Source organism: Klebsiella sp. KTE92 (assembly GCF_000398905.1).
Lineage (GTDB): Bacteria > Pseudomonadota > Gammaproteobacteria > Enterobacterales > Enterobacteriaceae > Klebsiella > Klebsiella variicola.
Genome location: NZ_KB976100.1, coordinates 1,955,185 through 1,976,687 on the forward strand (window position 1 = coordinate 1,955,185; position 21,503 = coordinate 1,976,687).

The 21,503-nt window shown below is 53.3% G+C and carries 11 protein-coding genes and 3 pseudogenes; 9 read left to right on the forward strand and 5 right to left on the reverse strand.

Annotated elements, in window-relative coordinates; genetic code table 11:
- Nucleotides 1-896 precede the first annotated feature (896 nt).
- The 6 genes and pseudogenes from A1WC_RS16085 to A1WC_RS28255 all read left to right on the forward strand — a co-directional run.
- Nucleotides 897-11,585 carry a phage tail tip fiber protein gene (locus tag A1WC_RS16085; protein WP_181402671.1) on the forward strand — a complete coding sequence of 3,563 codons (10,689 nt, stop codon included), beginning with the start codon at nt 897-899 and terminating at the stop codon, nt 11,583-11,585.
- A 61-nt stretch (nt 11,586-11,646) separates the two neighbouring features.
- A complete protein-coding gene (locus tag A1WC_RS16080) occupies nt 11,647-13,071 on the forward strand; it encodes a tail fiber domain-containing protein (RefSeq protein ID WP_016160686.1) in 1,425 nt (474 codons plus the stop codon).
- A gap of 422 nt (nt 13,072-13,493) precedes the next feature.
- The gene (locus A1WC_RS16075) at nt 13,494-14,552 is read left to right on the forward strand and encodes a diguanylate cyclase (RefSeq protein ID WP_016160687.1); all 1,059 of its coding nucleotides are present in this window, start codon (nt 13,494-13,496) and stop codon (nt 14,550-14,552) included.
- A 356-nt stretch (nt 14,553-14,908) separates the two neighbouring features.
- Complete coding sequence (locus A1WC_RS16070) at nt 14,909-15,601, forward strand: EAL domain-containing protein (RefSeq protein ID WP_032691158.1); 693 nt, start codon at nt 14,909-14,911, stop codon at nt 15,599-15,601.
- 5 nt (nt 15,602-15,606) lie between these two features.
- A complete protein-coding gene (locus A1WC_RS26045) occupies nt 15,607-15,930 on the forward strand; it encodes a hypothetical protein (RefSeq protein WP_071599409.1) in 324 nt (107 codons plus the stop codon).
- Between the two features lie 317 nt (nt 15,931-16,247).
- A pseudogene (locus tag A1WC_RS28255) lies at nt 16,248-16,364 on the forward strand (hypothetical protein); the annotation flags it as partial.
- A gap of 272 nt (nt 16,365-16,636) precedes the next feature.
- Here A1WC_RS28255 and A1WC_RS16065 read toward each other — a convergent pair.
- The 5 genes and pseudogenes from A1WC_RS16065 to A1WC_RS16050 form a co-directional block, all read right to left on the reverse strand.
- The gene (locus A1WC_RS16065; protein ID WP_016160689.1) at nt 16,637-17,350 is read right to left on the reverse strand and encodes an ArsR/SmtB family transcription factor; all 714 of its coding nucleotides are present in this window, start codon (nt 17,348-17,350) and stop codon (nt 16,637-16,639) included.
- Nucleotides 17,347-17,739 (reverse strand): amino acid-binding protein, encoded by a 393-nt coding sequence (locus A1WC_RS16060; RefSeq protein WP_012542152.1) that lies wholly within the window; start codon nt 17,737-17,739, stop codon nt 17,347-17,349. Before A1WC_RS16060 ends, A1WC_RS16065 begins: the two co-directional genes overlap by 4 nt.
- Entirely contained in the window at nt 17,732-18,055 is a 324-nt protein-coding gene (locus tag A1WC_RS16055) for an antibiotic biosynthesis monooxygenase family protein (RefSeq protein ID WP_012542151.1), read from the reverse strand. Before A1WC_RS16055 ends, A1WC_RS16060 begins: the two co-directional genes overlap by 8 nt.
- 201 nt (nt 18,056-18,256) lie before the next feature.
- A pseudogene (locus A1WC_RS26050) lies at nt 18,257-18,388 on the reverse strand (DUF1272 domain-containing protein); the annotation flags it as partial.
- Between the two features lie 107 nt (nt 18,389-18,495).
- Nucleotides 18,496-19,689 carry a zinc-dependent alcohol dehydrogenase gene (locus A1WC_RS16050; protein ID WP_008807708.1) on the reverse strand — a complete coding sequence of 398 codons (1,194 nt, stop codon included), beginning with the start codon at nt 19,687-19,689 and terminating at the stop codon, nt 18,496-18,498.
- A gap of 610 nt (nt 19,690-20,299) precedes the next feature.
- Between A1WC_RS16050 and A1WC_RS16045 the strand changes: the two genes are divergently transcribed.
- The 3 genes and pseudogenes from A1WC_RS16045 to A1WC_RS16035 all read left to right on the forward strand — a co-directional run.
- On the forward strand, nt 20,300-20,485 hold the full coding sequence (locus tag A1WC_RS16045) for a general stress protein (protein ID WP_004150795.1): 186 nt from the start codon (nt 20,300-20,302) through the stop codon (nt 20,483-20,485).
- A gap of 89 nt (nt 20,486-20,574) precedes the next feature.
- Nucleotides 20,575-21,069, forward strand: a complete 495-nt coding sequence (locus tag A1WC_RS16040; protein ID WP_008807707.1) for a ferritin-like domain-containing protein — start codon at nt 20,575-20,577, stop codon at nt 21,067-21,069.
- A 26-nt stretch (nt 21,070-21,095) separates the two neighbouring features.
- A pseudogene (locus A1WC_RS16035) lies at nt 21,096-21,485 on the forward strand (ferritin-like domain-containing protein); the annotation flags it as partial.
- Nucleotides 21,486-21,503 lie beyond the last annotated feature (18 nt).

A 21,503-nucleotide genomic window follows, 5' to 3' on the forward strand; every position in this document is an offset into this window, starting at 1 on the left:
GCGATCTCTATATATCCCAGCGGACTGACGCCTGGACCGTATTAATGGATCTCGCGAACATTTTTCGGGGCATGATTAGCTGGTCGAATAATCTGCTGTCGGTTGATGCCGATATGCCGCGTGAGATGGACCCCGATTTTGTTTTCAACAAATCGAATATTGTCGGCTCCTTCACGTTCTCCAGCACGTCCGAGCGGACCAACTATAGCGCGGCCATCGTCACTTACAGCAACCCACAGAATAACTATCAGGACGATCAAGCCAGCGTCTATTCGCAGGAGGTTGCAGACCGCTTCGGGTTTAACACTATCGAGCTGTCCCGCATTGGCTGTACACGGGAATCCGAGGCGCAGCGCCACGGCGCCTACGCCATCGAGACAAACCGCGATGACAATGGTGTTGAGTTTAAAACGGGGATGGAGGGGCGTATTCCCCGAGTCGGCAAAGTTATCGGCATCAACAATGCCCCTATGGCTGGCCGGCAGAACGGCGGTCGTGTGGCGGCGGTCTCCGGAAAAAGGATTACTCTCGACCGCGCTGTCGCGGCAAAAGCCGGGGATACGCTCATCATTAACCTGCCGGACGGAAAGTCGCAGGGGCGTAAAGTTCAGGGTGTGCAGGACCGTATTGTTACGGTAGAGCAGGAGTATAACCCGGCACCGCAGGCGGAGGCGGGATGGATTCTGGATCAGTCAGACCTGGCCATTCAGCAATTCAGGGTTAAGCGCGTTGTGAACAATAACGATGGCACGGTCACTATTAACGGCCTGCCGTATAACCCGAACAAGTTTCCCCGGGTGGATGATGGCGCGGTGATCGAAGACCGTCCTGTGACCGTTGTTCCCCCACGGGGACAGGAGGCACCGGACGACATTACCATTTCCAGCCTCTACCGGGTGTCGCAGGGGATTGGCATCACCACCCTGGTTGCCACGTGGTCGCCGGTGAAAAATGCGATTGCGTATGAAATGCAGTGGCGTCAGAACAATGGTGACTGGATTAACCTGCCGCGCACCGGCAATACGCGGTTTGAGGTCGATGGTATCTATACCGGTCGCTACGTTGTTCGTGTGCGGGCGATTAACGCGCAGGATATCGCGTCCGTATGGGGGATCTCGAAAGAAACCGAGCTGACCGGTAAGTCTGGTGCCCCACTTCCGCCGCTGGCGCTGGCAACCCGTTCGCTGGTTCATGGGGTCCAGGTTAGCTGGGAATTCCCGACCGGCTCGGGGGATACGCTGCGCACGGAACTACAGTACAGCAAAAATCAGGATGGCAGTGCGCCGATGCTGTTATCAGACGTGGCCTATCCGGGGAAAAGCTATCAGCAGATGGGCCTCAGTATGGGCGCAGAATTCTGGTATCGGGCGCGCCTTGTGGATCGTCTGGGCAATGAAAGCCCGTGGACCAACTGGGTCCAGGGGATGGCCAGCGATAACTTTGACGACTACTACGAGAAGCTGACGGAGGCGGTTAAAGGGACCGAAGCCTGGAAGGAAACTGAGCGCACCATTAGCGAAACGCAGGAAGGTATCCGCAATACGCAGCAGGAACTGGAGCAGACCGCTGAAGCTCTGCGTAAGGAAGCTGAAGACCAGGCGAAGCAGGTCAGCCAGGATATTGATGCATCGGCGAAAAACATCACTGCTGATGTTGACGGGAAGATCTCCGCCGTGAATAAAACCATCACGGATGAGATCACCTCGGTCAATGAGGCTCTCGATTCTGGTCTGGCTCAGGCAAACAAAGGTGTTCAGGAGGCAAAATCCGCCGTCGCAGATGCGAACAAGCAGATCGCAACTGTGAACAAGTCGTTGACCGACAGCATCACCCAGGTCAGACAGTCAGTCACTGATACGGCTGCGGAAATCAACGCCACCATCGACCTGGAGATTGCCAGGGTCAGCAAAACGCTGGCCGACGGCGATGCCGCATTGAATGCGCAGATAAAGACTGCCGAAAATGGCCTGAAGCAGTCGCTGTCTCAGGTCAACACCACGCTGACCAATGCGGTGAAGCAGGAGACCGCGGATCGTATCGTCGATGTTAACGCGAAGGCCGCACAGGCCGCTGATGAACTGCTGGCGGCAACGCAGGGGATTGAGGCGAGTATCGAGAGCCTGACTCAGGTGATGAAGACCGCCGATGAAAATCTGGCGCGGGAAATGTCCAGCCTCGCTGCCGGCGCTAATATCCAGTTCGATTCGCAGGTTATCTGGCATTTCAACAATCAGACGACCGAGGGCTGGACCGGCAGCGCCGGCGTACCGGGTGTGTCACAGGATGGCTGGTTACGCCCGGCGGACAGCGCCACCGATCCGTACATTACCTCTCCTGGCGGGCTGGCTGTCGATGGTGCGGCGTACCGTTTCATCATGCTGCGCTTTCGTAAAACCGGCAAACCCGTCTGGGCGGGTGAGATCCGCTGGGTGTCTGCCGGCGAAAACTTCAATAACACGAAGCGATACATTGTTGCTGAGCCGGAATATGCCGATGGGGTGGCAACCCTGACGGTGCGTGATATTCCGTGGACAGGGAACATTGATCGTATTCGCCTGGACCTGACGAACCAGCAGGATGCCAGCAACTTTATCGAATTCGACTGGATCGCCGTTGGCCGGCCAGCACCCGGCGCCAGTACGGCGGCTCTGCAGGATGTGCGCAGTACGCTGAGTAACGCGCTGACCGCCGAAGCGCAGGCACGCAGCACGCTGGCGGCGCAGATGCGTGGCTCCTATGATGGGAGCGATCTGGAGAAAGTCACCTCCGGGCTGCTGTACCAGGAAAAAACCGCGCGCGTTACCGCCATCTCGGCGGAAGTTAAGGCCAGAGAGTCCCTGCAGACGCAGTTTAACGACAACAAAGCTGCTGTTTCTGGTGAACTGAGTTCTCTGACGACAGAGCAGAGCGCGCAGGCGAGCCGTATCGGTGGACTGGAAACCAGCCTCGGGAAAAAAGCCGATGCGGCCGCGCTGACGTCCCTGACGCAGAAAGTTGAGCAACAGGGCGCCACGCTGACATCGCAGGGCGCCGCGTTAACATCGCTCACTAACCGGGTTGGCCAGACGGAAACGGGCCTGGCTGGTACGAATGAGGCGCTGAGCGGGCTGCAGTCTGTTGTTACCCGGCAGGGTGACAGGATAACCAGCCAGGGTCAGTCCATCACGAAACTGACGAGCGATTTGGGCACGACAAATGCCGCGCTGGCGAAGAAAGCCGAAGCGGCTGCGGTCACTGCCTTAACGCAGCAGGTAGAGCAAAACGGCCAGGATATTCGCAGCAATACTGACAGCATCACCAGCCTGTCGAATCAGCTGGTCAATGGCCAGCCGAATCGCTGGTCCCGTCGACTCTATCCTGTGCAGCTGGCTACCGCCGGGACAGTCCCGTCATTCAGCGATGTTCGCGCCGTGGCGCCAACGGTCGTGGATGAGGTGGCCGACGCGGCCAAACTGGACTTTACATCCGCCGGCAGCTATCTGATCGCGCTGTATTCCTGCCAGGTGAAAGTGGCCGCAGATACCACCATCACACTGGCGCCCGGCGCCAGGGTTTTTGATGATACCGGCGCCATATTTGTGAATGGGGTGCAGGTCGCCTGGGGTAACGCCAGCTGGAATACCGTCAGTTTTGAACTGAAAGCCGGCTGGAACACCGTTGAGTTTCTGGTGAATCAGTGGACCGGCCAGGCGTATATCAACCTGGGTCTGAAGCTGTCAGACAAGGTTGCTGAGATGTACTCCGGTCTCGGGGTTTCCGCGCTGGCAAACGCAGCCGGCGTGCTCAGCTCGAATGTCAGCCAGATTGGCAACGATGTGGTCAGCAATTCGCAGAACATCACCCAGCTCCGGAATGCGCTGACGCAGACAGACGCGAACGTGGCCAGCAAAGCGGATCAGACGGCGATGAACTCGCTAACCGGACGAGTGGAGAAGACGGAGTCCGGGCTGACGGCGGCTAACGCCAACATTACCTCGCTGAAATCCGCTGTACGGGCCGGAAACGCATCAGGCGGGGATTTAATTCCCAACCCGACGTTTGACCCGGCGTATGACCAGATGGGGTTCAGCGTGGTAGCCACGACGGCTGAGGAGGTCCCGCCGGGCTGCCCGTATGGTTATGCGGCCCGAATTGCCAGCCGGGATCACCATCCTAACTTTGCCGCGTTCCCGGCCACGCTTAACGATGTGATTGAGATCAGCGCACTGGTTGCCTGCGGCGCCGGCACGGCGAATTTTAATCTGTATGTTGGCACCGCCGTTCGGCCAGATACGAGCACCGGTGCGCCACTCATGGCGGGGGGCGGGAAATCCCCCTCCGCGACCTGGCAGAGAACCACCTGGCGCTTCAAGGTCACGCAGGCGATGGTGGACAGGGGGTATATCCGCCCGTTCCTGCAGATCTCGCAGAACAGCCCGTATGGCACCGTATGGTTCGTTACGGACTGGCATATGCGAAATGTGACAGCGGCGCAAAAGGTTCAGGATACTGCGGATGCCACGGCGGCGGCGGTTGACTCCCTGACCACCACCGTGACGCAACAGGGTAATCTGCTGACCTCGACCGGCAACCGGACAACTCAGCTGGAAAACGGGCTGGCAACCACCAATGCCGCAGTGGCCAAAAAGGCTGATGCGACAGCGGTGCAGGATTTGACCAATACCGTTACACAGCTGGGCAACGACCTGACTGCTGCGAACAGCGCCATCACGAAACTGACCGGAAATCTGGCTAATACCGATAAAGCGCTGGCGCAGAAAGCCGATGCGACTGCGCTGGCCACGCTCGACACGAAAGTGACGCAGCAGGGCAAAACGCTGGAGAGCCAGAGCAATTCGCTGACGAACCTGTCGAACAGCCTCTCGCAGGTCGCGGCAGATATCGATGCCAGCGGGCAGATACCGGGTAACCTGGTCGTGAATCCCTCGTTTGAACGCGGGCTGGATGGTTACACCGGGCGGTCAACCGCGACCAGTGTGGTGGAGGTTTCCGTTCCTCATAGCGGGACGCGGGCGCTGAAGGTTGATCCGGGGAATGTGACTCCGGGGCAATACATCCCGTTTGTTCAGGGGCGAACCTATGAAATCGGGGTGTGGGTCAAGGAACCCGGAGCGACGACGGATAATGGCGCGGGGAACAACAAGCTGCGGATCGGCAACTCTGCCGGCCAGCCGGTTTTTGAGCGTCCATACAACAGCGGTACGGTGGGGACAAACTGGACCCTGATTTCCGGTCGCTGGAAAGCGACGGAGACAGCCAGCCTGCCGGTGACGCTGAGTAACTATCTGATTAGCGGCAGCCGCTACTTCGATGACTTTTACGTCACTGACGTTACCGACCGGGTGGACATCGATGCCACCGCCGGCGCCGTGACCGGACTGACGAGCCGGGTCAGCACAGCGGAAGGGGCCATCACCTCACAAAGCCAGCAGCTGACGAACCTGCAGAACAGCCTGAACACGACCAACAGCAATGTGTCGAAGAAGGCCGATGCAACGGCACTGACTTCGGTCGATAACCGGGTGACAGAGGCGGAAGGGAAACTGACCACACAGAGCCAGCAGCTGACAAATCTGGCGAATGTGCTGACGGCCACCCGCAACGCCGGCGACAACCTGATCCCGAACTTTGATTTTCTACAGGGCAGCACTGCCTGGGATATTCAGTATCCAGCCGGTGTGACCTTTGGCGATTTCGGGGACGGGAAAGCGGGGGTCCGGCTGAACCGGACGACCACTACCAGCCCAGGCATTTTCTCCAACAACAACAAGCCGGTGCCACTGAATGGCCAGCGCAAGTACCGGGTGGTGGTGAAGGCCAAAGGTGTTTCCGGCGCGATGAGTCTGCTGATCCGTCGCCAGAACAAAATCGGCCAGACGGACAGTACGTATGAGGATAAAACGGTCACGCTGACCACTGACTGGCAAACCATCACCTGGGAAACCGGATTGACGGCTGCCGGCGCGGACGGGCAGAACTTCAAACTTTATTCTCATCCGACAAACGGTGAAATCTGGCTCGATTCCGTCCGGGTGTTTGATATCACCGATGAAACCAACATTAAGGCGACCAGCGATGCTGTTTCGTCTCTGACCGGGACGGTGACGAACCAGGGGAACACCCTGACATCGCAGGGGCAATCCATCACGGCGCTGAATAACGCGCTGGAAGGGGTCAAAGGCGATGTGGCGAAGAAGGCTGATGCGTCGGCGGTCAGTTCACTGACCAACCGGGTTACCCAGACTGAAAAGGATATCCGTAGCCAGGCCGACAGCCTGACCAGTCTGAATACATCGCTGAAGCAGCAGGCGACACGGGGAGCCAACGTACTGCCGGACGGCAGTTTTGAATCCTATGCCGTCGGCGATGTTCTCAGTAATGCCCGCGCCGTTATCACCAGTGAAGCTGCGCACAGCGGGACCAAAAGCCTGCGTGTTACGCGCAGTACGGAGTACAACCCGAACGCGACGGATAATAACGATACCCATATCTTTTCAGGCATGCAGGTTCGCGATAACGCGGTCTATTACGTGGAGGCGTGGGTTAAGTTGCCGGCTGGCTCGACCGCCGATCCGACCGTTTATATGGTGCTCGGATTTTCCTTCCAGGATTCTGCCAATGGCTGGTCGTGGCCTGGCCTGAACGTAAAAGTCTCCGAGTTGTCGGTGGACAACTGGACAAAAGTCAGTGGCTATCTGACCAACAACCGAACCGCGCTGAAACAGGCAATGGTGAGGATCTCCATCCCGAACACACCAAAAGTTCGCCTGGGTGACGCCTTCCTGATTGATGATCTGATCATCACTGACGTGACCGATGCGAAAGCGGCGCTCGATGCCGCCGATGCGAATGCGCAGGCGCTTTCCAGTCTGTCCGCGTCAGTCACGCAGAACGGGAAGAATATTACGTCTCAGGGCAGCGCGATCACGAAACTGCAGTCAGATGTGACGCAACTAGGAAAGGATATCAGCGGCAAGGCCGATGCCAGCGCGCTGACGAATCTGACGACCCGCGTGACGGCTACCGAAGGCAGCCTGAGATCGCAGGGAGACAGCCTGACCAGCCTGCAGAACAGCCTGAACACGACCAACAGCAATGTGGCGAAGAAGGCTGATGCAACGGCGCTTCAGAGCCTGCAGAACACCGTTGAACAGCATGGCAGGGATCTGACCACGCAAAGCAGCGCGCTGACGAACCTGGAAAACAACTTTTCCTCCCTGGCCGTGGGCGGGACCAACCTTATCCGCAATGCGAACACACTGGAGGGATGGAGCAGCCGCCACGCCACAGAGACCTATCTGGGCGACCGCGTGGCCTACACCCGGCTGGCGAAAGGTGCATCCGGTTATACCCAGCTGGATGAACAGACGCTGGACGTTACCGGGCGTACGGAATTTGTATTCAGTTTCTATGCGAAAGGGGCTTATGACGGGCAGGAGATGGCGAGTTATTTCTATAACCCGTCGAACACCACCACCACGGAAACCAGCCAGGGCGTTAAAGGCGGGGCCGGTGACGGCAAGGCGGTCACGAAACTGACCACCGCATGGGCGCGTTACTGGGTGAAATGGGTTATTCCTGCCACCAGTGGCACCAAACGGCTGATTGCCGCGCGTCTGGAAAGCGCGACGTCTGCCGACAAAGAAGTCTGGCTCTGCCGCCCTCAGCTGGAAACCGGGACCGTGATGACCGACTGGTCACCGAGTCCGGATGATGCGGCCAGCGGTATTACCGCGAACACATCGGCCATTAACAGCCTCACCAGTCGGGTGACGAATGCCGAGGGGCAACTGACCGCGCAGTCTCAGAGCATCACGAATCTGCAGAACAGCCTGAACACCACCAACAACAACGTGGCACAAAAGGCCAGCGCGCAGTCGGTGAGTGATCTCACCAGCCGGGTCACCAGTGCGGAAGGCAAAATCACCTCCCAGGGGCAGGCTATCACGAAGCTGCAGGGCGATTTGAGCAGCACCACCGATAAGGTCAACACCAAAGCGGATCAGACGGCGCTTAACGCGCTGACTGGCCGGGTGGAGAAAACCGAGGCAGGCCTCACGGCAGCCAACAGCAACATCGTCAGCCTGACGGCGGCGGTGAACGCCGGGAATGCTGCCGGGGATGATTACATCCCAAACCCGTCATTTGATCCGGCGTATGACCGCATGGGTTATGACGTGGTGGAGACCACTGCTGCAGGTGTGCCGGCTGACTGCCCGTTCAGGTATGCCGTCCGGCTGGCCGGGCGAGACCATGTGCCAAAAATTAACAACATCGCCGTGACGCCGGGCGACGTTTTCGAAATGTCTGCTCTGGTAGCGTGTGGTACCGGCAGCGCTGACTTTAACTTCTATATCGGTCGGGCCACCACCGCCACCGGTGGCATCGAAGCGAAAGCGTCCGGGGGTAACACCAAGACCACCACCGCGTGGAAACGAGCCACCTGGCGCTTTACGGTGCCATCCGATACCAGCTTGCTGCGGCCGTTCCTGCAGGTTAATCAGAGCAGCCCGTTCGGCACCGTCTGGTACGCTGCCGACTGGCATATGCGTAACGTGACGGCGGCGAACAGTGCGCAGAAAACCGCAGATGCGACTGCAAAAGCGGTGGATTCACTGACCACCACGGTTAGCCAGCAGGGCGATACGCTCAGCAGCATCGGCACGCGGACCACCTCGCTGGAGAACAGCCTCCGGTCGACAAACGATACGGTGAGTAAAAAGGCTGACACGACAGCGGTGACGCAGCTGCAGGGCAAGGTGACGCAGCAGGGAAATGACATCGCGGCGGCCAACAGCGCGCTGACTAAACTCAGCAGCGATCTGGCCACGACGAATGCGAACGTGAACAAAAAAGCGGACGCAAGCGCGATGAACACCCTGCAGAACCAGGTCACGGAGCAGGGCAAAACACTCAGTGCGCAGGGGGATTCTCTGACGCAACTGAGTAACAGCCTGAGCCAGACAGCAGCGGATATTGACGCCAGCGGGAAAATGCCGGGCAACCTCATTGTCAACGGCAGTTTTGAGCGCGGCGCGGCGGGCTTTACCGGCTGGAGCAGTACCGCGACGGTGGCCGATTTACAGGTTCCGCACTCGGGTAACAAGGCGCTGAAAATGTCCGCCGGCCAGTCGAACCTGGTCGGACAGGAAATCAGTATCACCCAGGGTCGCACCTACCGCATGGGGGTATGGGCGAAGCAGGACCCGGGGACCACGATTAAAGATGCGGGTAACACGAAGTTTCGTGTGGCTGACAGCACTGGCCTGCTGGTTGGCTCAAACTACGGACCGTTTAGTTCTGGCTGGCAACTGGTAACGTTTGACTGGAAAGCCACGAAGACCACGACGGCCAGTTTCCAGCTGACGACCTTCCTCAGCGCGGGGGCCATGTATTTCGATGATTTCCATGTTCTCGATGTTACGGATGAAAAGGATATCGCTGCTAATGCCGGGGCCATCTCACAGATGAATACCCGCGTCACCGCTGCGGAAGGGGCTATCACCACCCAGGCGCAGCAGCTGACGAAACTCAGCGGCGATCTGGCCGTCACGAATGCGGCGGTCAGTCAGAAAGCAGAGCAAAGCGCTGTCACCGGGTTGACCACCCGGATGACGTCTGCCGAGGGTAAACTGGATTCGCAGTCGCAGCAGCTCACCAGTCTGCAGAACAGCCTGACCACGATGAATACGGAGCTGGGTAAAAAGGCTGACACGTCCGCGGTGAGTTCACTGACCGGTCGCGTAAGCCAGGTGGAAAACACCATCACCAGCCAGTCGCAGAGCATCACGTCGCTGACCAGCACCATCAATACCATCCGCACTCAGGGAGCTAATCCGTGGGTTGACGGTACGTTTGAAAGCTACAGCGATGGCCAGGTGCTGGGCGGGAACGGCACCGCCGTTGTGGTGGTGTCTCAGAAATTCACCGGCGGTAAGAGCCTGAAGTTGAGACGGGATGAGAACAACAGCGGCAACAGTGATAAACAGCTTGGCACCTGGCAGTCAGTCCGTGAGGACGCGAAGTTCCGGTTTGAGTTCTGGGCCATGATGCCGGCGGATCAGGCGCCCTCATCCGGGTGGACAACGCTGGTCGGTATCCAGTCGCAGAATGCTGCCGGGCAAAATGCGTGGCAGGCGGCGGTCACTGTCAGCGAAGCCTCTCTGGGCGCGCGCGATAAGTGGGTGAAATTCACGGGTATCGCCAGTAACAACGGGGCGGGCAGAACACGCGCGGTGGTCTGGATCTCCACCCGTGGCGCCACCGGCAACGGTACCCCTGGCTATTCACTGTATATCGACGATCTGGTCATCACGGATGTTACCGATGCGAAAGCGGCACAGGATGCCTCTGACGCGACGGCGAGCGCCGTGAGCGGCCTGACGGCGCGCGTAACGGATGCCGAAGGGAAAATTACCGCTCAGGCGCAGCAGCAGACGGCACTGGCCACGAAAGTGGATAACGCCAACTCCCGCGTCGATAACATGGCGAAAACGCTGAGCGACAGCCAGAGCACACAGGCCAGCCTGAATACCTCGCTTCAGTCGCAGATTGACGCGCAGGCGGCCGCCAACATCAAAAACCAGACGACGCTGGACAACACGATTAAATCGGTGGCCAGTATCACCAGTACCCAGCAGACGCATGCAACGGCACTGGAGGCGCTGGCAACGCAGCAGACGACCCTGACATCCAGTGTCGGGGATCTCAGCGCTTCCGTTCAAAACACCGCTAAAACCGTGGCGGATGTGAATGGTACGGTGAGTTCGCTGTGGTCGATGAAGGTTGAGACGGTTAACGGGAAGAATGTTGGCGCGGGGATTACGCTGGGCAGCAATGGTGAAACGAGCGACATGATCCTCTACGCCGACCGCTTCTCGCTGTTTAACCGTAACAATGCGACGGCAGTGCCGGTGATGATTGCCGAAGGCAATGAACTGTATATCGATACTGCACGTATCAAAAACAGTTCCCTGACCTCAACCAAAATCGCGGACGGTTCCATCACGAACGCGAAGATCGGCAACGAGATCCGCTCGAATAACTTTGTTGACGGGTCGCAAGGCTGGCGTATCGCCAAGGATGGCTCTTCGCAGTTCAATAACGTGATCGTTCGTGGCAGGGTCGAAGCGAATAGCGGCGTGTTCCGTGGCACTGTCCAGGCGGATGCGTTCATCGGTGACATTGCGGTGGCAAAAGGTTACGACAGCCTGACCTTCCGCCGCAACCAGACGGTACAGCGGAACGGTGCGTATCAGAACAGGGGGTATAGCATGACAGTGGTTCTGGCCTGCACCCTGGTGTGCCAGACCTATGGGACGGGCAGTGGCCTGGGGTATACCTCTGATATTACGTTCAACATTGGTGGGCAGGAGGTAACCCGCCGTATCTTCGTCGATGCCGGTAATATCACAGCTGGCACCACGGCCTTTGAATTGCGGTTTGCCGCGCGCCTGGATGCTGACTACAACAATGTCGGCTTCTTTATCAAGGCTACAGGTCGAAATGCCGCGATTGATTACACCTGCACAGTCGAGAACATCACCGCAACCGCCTTCCGAACGGACAGCAGTTCATTTAGCTAACAGAGGCCCCGCCAGGGGCCTTTTCTTTTTCCAAGGATAATCATACAGGAGGAACTTTATTATGGCGATGTATGAAGTCGGCACCGTCACGGGTGCAGCGTCGCAGGCACGGGTGACAGGTGCGACAACAAAATGGTCACAGGTGGCGCTGGGGATACTGCCCGGGTCGATTCTGGTGGTCTACCGCAGCGGTAGTGCTGACCTGTATGCGATCAAATCCGTGGACAGTGACACGCAGCTGACGCTGACCCGGCATATCACCACCGCATTTTCCGGCGCCAGTTACGGCATTATAACCGCTGAAACCGCCAGTACCTCGTCGTTTGCTAACCAGCTGGCCAGCGCATTTGCATTCTGGCGTAGTGTGGTGGAGGGCTGGTCGATGGCCCTGACCGGCAGTGGCAATATCACCCTGACTGACCCGATCACCGGAAAGCAGGTGACCGTGCCGGCGATAGGCGGGATGGCGAAGGCATCGGATCTTAACGCGCTGGCAAAACTCACCGGAGGAAACAAACTCGACGGCTCGCAGGTTATAACCAGCGATAATGCCGGTTTTATTCTCGGTAAGAACTCAGATCTGGCTCTGCTCAAAAAAAAGGGGCAAGGCGGGACAATTGCCGTTGGCTCGGGAACACCGTTCAGGGTTCAGCGTTCAAGAGCGACCACTGTGTCACCGTCAGATACCTTTGATGACATCCTCGTTATTGGGACCGATAACCAGACGACTTTGCCCGGTGGGTTATCAGCTGGCGGCAACATCGATAACACGTCAAAGGGGAAGGTTCTGACGCAGGCGATCGAGCTGTCAATGAGCACGCCTTACATTGACTTCCACTACAACGGCAGCAGTGCGGATTATACCGCTCGCCTTATCCACGACAGGCAGAACCGCCTGAACGCGCAGGTACAAAGTTTTTGGGTAACGGACGGGAGGATCACAGCATCATCGACCATGCCAGCAAACCCAGCCATCGGAACGCAACTGACCTCCAATCCGGTACGCTCATTGATGGCCGGGCGCGGGGCCTATGGTGACGTGGACGGGGCTTACGTACAGATGTACATGGAAGAGCAGGTCGGGACTGAGCACCGGCTTGTGCTGTACGCGGATGGGTTCGGACGTACTGACGCATGGATATTCCGTGCTGGCGGCACCATTTCCACTGGCAAAGGGGACGTCCTGACTACCGGCTCAGACGTGCGGCTGAAAGAGGATTTTACGGAATCTCAGGAAGGTGCCTCCAGGCGCATTAACGCGCTGGGGGTATGCGAGTTCAATATGAAGGGCGAAACACGCAGGAGGCGTGGGTTTATAGCCCAGCAAGCTGAGAAAGTTGATGACCTGTATACCTTCCCCGGCATCGAGCAGGAGATTGATGGCGAAAAATTCAGGGTGATGAATGTGGATTACACGGCCATCATCGCCGATTTGGTGACCGTGGTACAGGATTTGATTAGGCGAGTTGACGACCTAGAAAGTTGAGGAGCATAAAAAATCCCCCGGAGGCACTTGCCGGGGGCAACTGAAACGACATTAATTGCTGTGTACATCACAGAATAATTTGCAGTAAACGATAAGTAAGTTCAAGTAAAGTTCTACTGGTCAGATGTTGTGTCGTTTTTTAATAACCTACCAAAATTAATAATGCAATAGTGCTAAATCCTGTTGGGTTTTCATGTTTAAGGATTTAAAACTAAAGTAATACTTTCCATCAGATAGAAATCATAAAGATAGATTCAGGGAAATGGATGCTAAATATTATTATTGACACGTTTATAATTAATTGAAGTGCAATCTTGTAATTTTTACACCCATGTTATAAATTTGTAATGCAGGGCGGTTTTATCTTGTTATTTCGTGGGTTGTAGTGATATCGGTTCTTAGCGATTTTTAATAGGCTTTCTATGTTAACAAATTTCCCGGATGAAAAATACATATCTGATAGAAATTCATCGTTTATTAAACGAGTATTTTTTTTACGTCAGATTGGTGTCGTTCTTTGCTTTCTTCCTATATATTCTGTCCTCCAGGAGCAGTCACATCAAAAAATAACAATAGCCTTGTTAATTCTGAATGCACTCATCTGGCCATCGGTTGCTTATCTGGCAAGCATGATGTCGAAGGATATGCTGGGTACTGAAAAAAAGAATATGATACTTGATTCATTCTGGGCTGGTATCTGGATAGCCGTAATGCAAGTTAGTCCAATTCCATCATTATTCATAATTTCAGTTCAAATAGCTGATCGCTATGCTGCTGGTGGATGGAAAATTTTAAAACCAGCATTAACGTGTATGATGATTAGTTTCCTGGCAGTTTGGTTAGCAAATGATTTCAGATATACGATTGAATTCAGTACCCGAACGGTATTGCTTTCTTTACCCTTGGCAACCTGCTATCCCATTGTATTGAGTGTAGTTTCAAGACATTTATCTATAAAGTTGAGGAAAAGAAGGGAGTTACTGGAAAAGCAGGCCCTGATGGATCCTGGTCTAGATCTTCCAAATCGCCGTTTTTTTGAGCAGAAAATGGAAAGTGCTTTTCGTGCGACGCGTAAAAAAAGAACTCATTCATATCTTATGCTCATTGATGTTGATAATTTTAAAAAAATTAATGATACCTATGGTCATGAAGTAGGCGATGCGGTGTTATCTCGTATATCAACAATATTACGAGAGTGCGCTGGTGAGAAGGACGTGCCAGCAAGAATTGGTGGCGATGAGTTGGCTATAATTGTTAACAACAGTAATAGCAAGCTTGTTATAGCTATGGTTCATTTAATTCAAAAAAATATTAAAGATCTTTCATTGCCTTCCCACAAAGATATGTACTGTACCGTCAGTATCGGTATTTCTTGTGCAGAAAATAAAGAATCAATCATCGAGTGGATCAAAGAGGCTGATGAAATGCTATATGAAGTTAAACGTAACGGAAAGGATGGATATTGTATACCAAATAATTGAAGATGATATGATTTCTTTTCTCATTATTTTATACATATATATGTTTAAGAACGTTTATTATCCACGGTTTTAACAAGGATTAATCTCTTCGAAACCACAAGCGCCTTTCAACTTACATTGGACATCTGCCACCCAAGTCATTCGCTTTATGCAACTATCTGATCCAAATAGTTTTAATAATGAAATCATGTTTCTTTTTTTACCTTTTGTTTCATTTGATTTGAATAATCGATCGATACTCAAAGTATGATAGTTTTCACCTATCATTAGATCGTTATCGATCATTTTAAACTATTTCTCTTTCATATTTAATTATGACACGATTAGGATTATTCTTAGTTCCGGTGTTTTTTTTAATGATAAAGAACAGTGTGGAAATAGAATCCTATAGATTTGTTTTAGAACCATCTTACAAAAAAGATGGTTCTGTACATTCTTGGGAAATTCTCACGAAAAATGTTAAAAAAAAGAATGCTAATGGTTATCTTGCTAATGAAAATGCTTTTTGTTTCAGCGCACTAAGTGACAAAGAAAAAATCGATTTGTTTAATAAACAGATATTGACAATTGAAGAAATTGACGCTTCTAAATTGAAGTTAAAGCCAGTTTCGTTGAATGTTGACAGCCTAATTAGCGATTACATCTTGAATGATAAATATATTAGCGATTACTTAAAAAAACAAAAAAACATTGCCTTTGAGATTAACGAAGAGTTTCATGAATTTAATACTAAATGCTGTATGAGTGACTTAAAGTGTCTTTCGAAATTGTGTCCAGTATGGCTGGATGATTTTGGGAGGGGCTTAACAAGTATTACAATTATTCAGATGTTTAATTTTGAATGTATAAAAATCGATAAAGATTATTTCTGGGAAATACAGTATGAGAGTAAATTATTTAAGATATTAAATGAAGTAAAATCATACTGCAATTTCGTAATTGTTGAGGGAGTTGAGACAATAGAACAAAAAAATAAAGTACATTCTGTTGTTGATTGCGCTTGCCAGGGAAGGTTGTGGATGAGCGATTACTATTATGTCGAGATTTAAAATAAATGATAACAAAAGATGAAAAATGTCCATTTTGTGGTGCATATTTAATTGCTGAGGACCGCTGCCAAAGTTGCCATGCATTTCAGATTAAAGGGTATGTATCAAGAGACGCTCGCAAAAGAATTAATTTGGTATCTATCGGTACGTCTTTACTGGTAGCGCTCTTTGGAATCTTAGTTGTGTTTCTGGTATCTTTCGGTATCGGTGCATATATTACTATAATTGCGCTTTCTCTTGTTTTTTATTTTATTATGAAAAAGATTCTGTATGTAAAAGAAGAGAAAAAAGGGAAGGTGGTTTGGAAAAGAGCAATAATTACATGGTAGATAATTATTAAAATAATATTATAGTGATGGCGCTTTCAATCAAAGCCTCGAATTTCGAGGCTTTTTTATAGTATTTTTATAATGCTTTCAAAGCATGAATTAGAACATCCGAAATATTTAACCCGACTCACAGGGAGTGAGTATTATTGGCTAATAATTCACTATCCAGATGAGCTGAAAAACTCAAAGCCAGTTATCAAAACTGAAAATATACTAATGAATTTCAATAGGTTAGGGCTTAGGCTAAAAACATTAACCACATATCAAAAACACCTATTTTTCTTTTTAAATCAATAAGTAATGATGTTGTTAGTTAACTACTGCTGCGCCACATGCAGTGGTTCGAAGCCGAAGACCTGATCGTTAAAGGCATGGAAGGCGCGAAACTGCTGAAATGTTCAGAGTTTGGCGACGCGATTATCGCGAACATGTAATCCCGTTGGTGGATTAAGTAAAAGCGGGAGCCGATGGGCTCCCGCTTTTTTTGATATTCAGTCAATGCTTTTGCCGGGCGCTCGCTGCGCGATGCCAGCGCCGATTTCCCGCAGCACAACGTCCATCAATGCCATGCACTTCGTGACAGGAATAGCGCAGTTTATCGCCAGATCGCAAGTGGCCAGGGATTGAACGCCAGGCGTCTTACTGATGGCCCGACCGGCCTAAACCGGAGCAGGTCGGCGAAAATGTGATGTAACCTAAACTCAGGCTATCCGCTCACCTTCAGGTTAAACAGCCGGGACAGCGCCACTCTGCCGCTGTCGGTCACTTGCACTTCCCGGTATCCCGGTGTGCGGGTTATCCATCCTTTCTGCTCAAGCAGCACCATCAGCGCCGATCCGGCATCGCCGCCCAGATGAAAACGTCTTTCGCTCCAGTCAAGACAGGGGCAGCAAGGCTTACGTCGTGGGCGGGTGTTCAGTACTGCGCCAAGGCGTTCAAGCTGGGCTTTACCGGCTGATGTCAGGGCCAGTCCATCGGCCGCCAGCCATTTTTCCCGCAGCATAAACTCATAAATATTCACCGCCAGTTCGCCAGCCAGATGGTCGTAGCAGGTGCGTGCGTAACGAAGATTAACCGGCGTGCTGGGGAGAAGCGTCTTATGCGCCTGCATAGAGACGCCCATCAGGTTTTCCAGCAGCACGGCGATATGCGCGCCCGCCAGGCGGTAATAGCGGTGACGCCCCTGCGTGAGACACACCACCAGCCCGTTGCTGAGCAGTCGGGCAAGATGCCCGCTGGTGGTGGAGGCAGACACCTCGGCAACCGTACTGAGTTCGGTTGCCGTCCATGCGCGCCCATCCATTAGCGCGCATAGAATACTGACCCTTGACGGGTCAGAGAGGGCGGAGGCCACCATCGCCATAGCGGTTTCCAGCGCCTCCTCTGGCTCACTGTCTTGCTGCGTTTTCAGGAGATTCATTCAGAAAGTATGGCCCATTTTTTGGTCACTTCCGCTGCCCGGGTGTCATCATCGGTAATGAGAATGAGCCGGTTACGGTGGTCACTGTACTGTACCAGAATATTAATGCCATTGCGGGCCAGGGTGTCTGCGATGTCTCCCAGTTCACCAGGTCGTTCCTGAGGTAACTTTCTGATCAGAGGACGGCATACACTGCTGACGGCAAAACCAGCCTCGGTCAGTACCCTGCGGGCTTTCTCACCGTCTTCCACCAGAAAATGCGCATGTCCGGCATCAGGCGTGGTGAATACGCCACCGCCTTCGAGCCCCACGCCGTTGTTACCCAGCGCCATACCCATTGCGCCAAGCGAGCCCGGCGTGTTGCTGAGAATCACGTGAATGTCATACATCTGGCTGTGCTCCCCGATCCGATGCGTAATCCCGGAACACGCGGGCAACGCGTATTCTGTAGTATGAAAAAATCGATGCTTTGCCTTCGCGCTGGGCAGCCAGATGCCGCTCATTTTGCTGCCAGTTGGCCACCGATGCTTCATCTTCCCACCAGGATAGCGAGAGGATTTTGCCGGGCGTACTCAGGCTCTGAAAGCGCTCAATGGCAATAAACCCCGGCGTGTCTGAAAGCAAAGGCGTCAGCCCGGCCGCCAGCTGTAAATATCTTTCCTGTGCTTCTGGTAAGGCGTCGGCTTCAAAAAGTACCGCAATCATCAGTGTGCTCCGTGGTGAATGTCCCCGCAGTCTACTGACGGCCCGAGCAGGATGCTTCGGTGGGCAGCGAAGTATGCCTGTAGGCAGATAAGCGATGGTAATGGCAGTTTGCCAGTATATTTTCGCGCTTGTGAACGGCAAAAAAAGAAAGCGTTTGATGCCCTGGTGCGACTTGCGGCCTTATGGTTTGAACAGGCCAGAGCAATAGCCGTGCAGCCGCGCCGTCATGCAGTCCCGGCAAAAAGTACACTCGAACGAGCAGATAAACGCCTCGGGTGAGTCTGGCGGCAGATCTTTATCACAGCATTCGCAATTCGGGCGTAACTCGAGCATTAACTTCTCCTGTGGTTAACGGCTGTATCAGCGACGGCGGGTCAACGCATGCTGTTTTTATATCACGGCCCGGACTGGCTGCCGAGAAGGGCGGATTAACTTCCGCCTCAAAGCGTTGCCTTCCCGGGCTGCATCCCCGGCACAAGGATGACTTTGCGGCATGCCTCTTCGCGTTTCTCAAAGATCTGATAGCCGCGCGCGGCCTCCTCCAGCGGCATATGGTGAGTGACGATCTCCTCCGGGGTGAGCAGCCCTTGCTCAATTAGCGCCAGCAGGTCCGGCAGCCAGGCATGGACGTGGGTTTGCCCCATCCTGAAGGTCAGTCCCTTATCAAAGGCATCACCAAACATAAACCCATGAATGAAACCGGCGTAAACCCCGGGCACGCTGACGATACCGCCGCGGCGCACGGCGGCGATGCACTGACGCAGGGCTTTTCCGCTGCTGCCCTCGATTTTCAGGTTGCTGAGGACGGTTTCCGTGAGGCTGCCTTTCGCCTCGAAGCCCACGGCGTCAATCACCGCGTCGACGCCGCGATGTCCCGGCGTGTTATCGATAATCCACTGCGCCGGGTCGTCATGGGTGTCGAAGTTTATCGGGATCGCGCCATAGCGTTGCTGCGCGAAATCGAGTCGGTAATCGTTATGATCGATGATAAATATCTGCTCTGCGCCATTGAGCCTGGCGCAGGAGGCGCACAGCAGCCCTACCGGGCCGGCGCCAAAAATAGCCACGCTGCTGCCGGGTTTGACCTCGGCGTTTTTTACTGCCTGCCAGGCGGTGGGCAGAATATCTGACAGAAACAGCACCTTTTCATCGGGTAAGGTGTCAGGCACTTTAAATGGACCGGTATTGGCTTTGGGGACCCGTACATATTCTGCCTGGCCGCCCGGGATGCCGCCGTACAAATCGCTATAGCCAAACAGGGCCGCCGGTGGCGAAATGCCTTTTCGGTTGAGTGTCGCCCCCTGGCCGCTATTGGTGCTTTCGCAGGCGGCATACTGCTGCAGGCGACAAAAGAAGCAGTCTCCGCAGGCGATCACAAACGGGATAACCACCCGGTCGCCTTTGCGGACCGCGGTGACCTCGGAACCCGCTTCCACCACTTCCCCCATAAATTCATGGCCGAAAATATCGCCGTGGTGCGTGCCGGGGATCTTTCCGCGGTAAAGATGGAGATCGGAACCGCAAATCGCCGTCGCGGTGACGCGCAGTATAATATCGTCCGGCGCCTCAAGGGCCGGGTCGGGCATGGTGTCGACGCTGACATGATGGGGACCATGATAAGTGAGTGCTTTCATTGCATATTCTCCTGGAGAGAACGGCTGACCGCATCAGGCGCAAAGGCATATTGACCTGACGCGATGGCCACCGATAAACCACCGTAAAAATAAAGCGTAGAGTACAAGTAATGGAACTGCGTGATATTTCAGTTGTTGGGTGTGTTTTACGTTTCGCTTATTTCACGTTTGGTTTGTTGGGTTATTTGCATATTCGGATGAAGAAGGCTAGCCTTAATCAGGCATGATATTCGCTCCATTTTTTTATTTGATAGCCGCTCCCCCAGCGGCTTTTTTTATTGGTTATCTTTAGAAAAGTTCTGAATTTCATGCCGACGAAGCCTCGCCGCGCCGCTTCGTTATATACCTCAACAGGAGTACTCCGATTGTATCGATAATACGAGGTCTGCAGGTATTATTTCCCCGCACACGGTAAGTTAGCGGTGATGTGCCGTCTGGTTATTTTTAATGTGTGTTGTAGAATTATTCCGAATTACTGCTGAAAGACGTCGGGAAAACGGAATAATAATTTGACTAACCAGCATTACCCGCTAGAGTTAAATATCGAACGACGAGTGATACGGAATATTTTCGTATCGTACTGACATAACCGATATACATGAGGTGAAATATGGCAGAGCATCGTGGTGGTTCCGGTAATTTTGCTGAAGACCGTGAAAAAGCTTCTGAAGCAGGTCGTAAAGGTGGTCAGCACAGCGGCGGGAACTTTAAAAATGATCCGCAGCGTGCGTCCGAAGCGGGTAAAAAAGGCGGACAAAACAGCCACGGCGGTGGCCGCAAGTCCGATAATTCCTGATTATCTTTTTCCTTGCACCCTGAAGTGAAAGTATCTCCTGCGAGTCTGTATAGACTCGCAGTTATTTTCTGACTCCAGAAGGTATTTCTATGAATATGAAAAGCATTGAAGATGTATTTATTCACCTGCTCTCAGATACCTACAGCGCAGAGAAACAATTAACCCGCGGGCTGGCTAAACTGGCCAGAGCGGCGTCCAGTGAAAAACTCAGCGCGGCGTTCAATGCTCATCTCGAAGAAACCCAGGGCCAGATTGAACGTATTGACCAGATTATTGAGCAGGAATCCGGCCTGAAAATCAAACGCATGAAATGCGTGGCCATGGAAGGATTAATCGAAGAGGCCAATGAAGTCGTTGAGAGCACGGAAAAAAATGAGGTACGAGATGCTGCGCTAATTGCCGCTGCGCAAAAGGTCGAGCATTACGAAATTGCCAGTTACGGCACCCTGGTCACCCTGGCAGAACAGCTGGGCTATAAAAAAGCGGTCAAATTGCTGGCCGAAACGCTGGAAGAAGAAAAGCAAACCGACGTTAAATTAACCGATTTGGCGGTAGGTAACATTAATAAAAAAGCGGAAAAATAAACGCGCCCTGACACGAGGAAATGACCATGAATCACGTTGAACATTATCATGACTGGCTACGCGATGCGCATGCCATGGAAAAGCAGGCAGAATCCATGCTCGAATCGATGGCTGGCCGTATCGATAATTATCCGGATCTCCGTGCCAGAATTGAACAGCATATTAATGAGACCAAACGGCAAATTACCGTGCTGGAAGAGATCCTCGACCGCAACGACATTTCGCGCTCGGTGATTAAAGATTCGATGAGTAAAATGGCGGCTCTCGGCCAGTCCATCGGCGGAATGTTTCCTTCCGATGAAATCGTCAAAGGCTCGATCAGCGGGTACGTCTTCGAGCAATTTGAGATCGCCTGCTACACCTCTCTGCTGGCGGCGGCTGAAAAAGCGGGCGACACCGCCTCCATCCCGGCGGTAATGGTGCCAACTTACTGA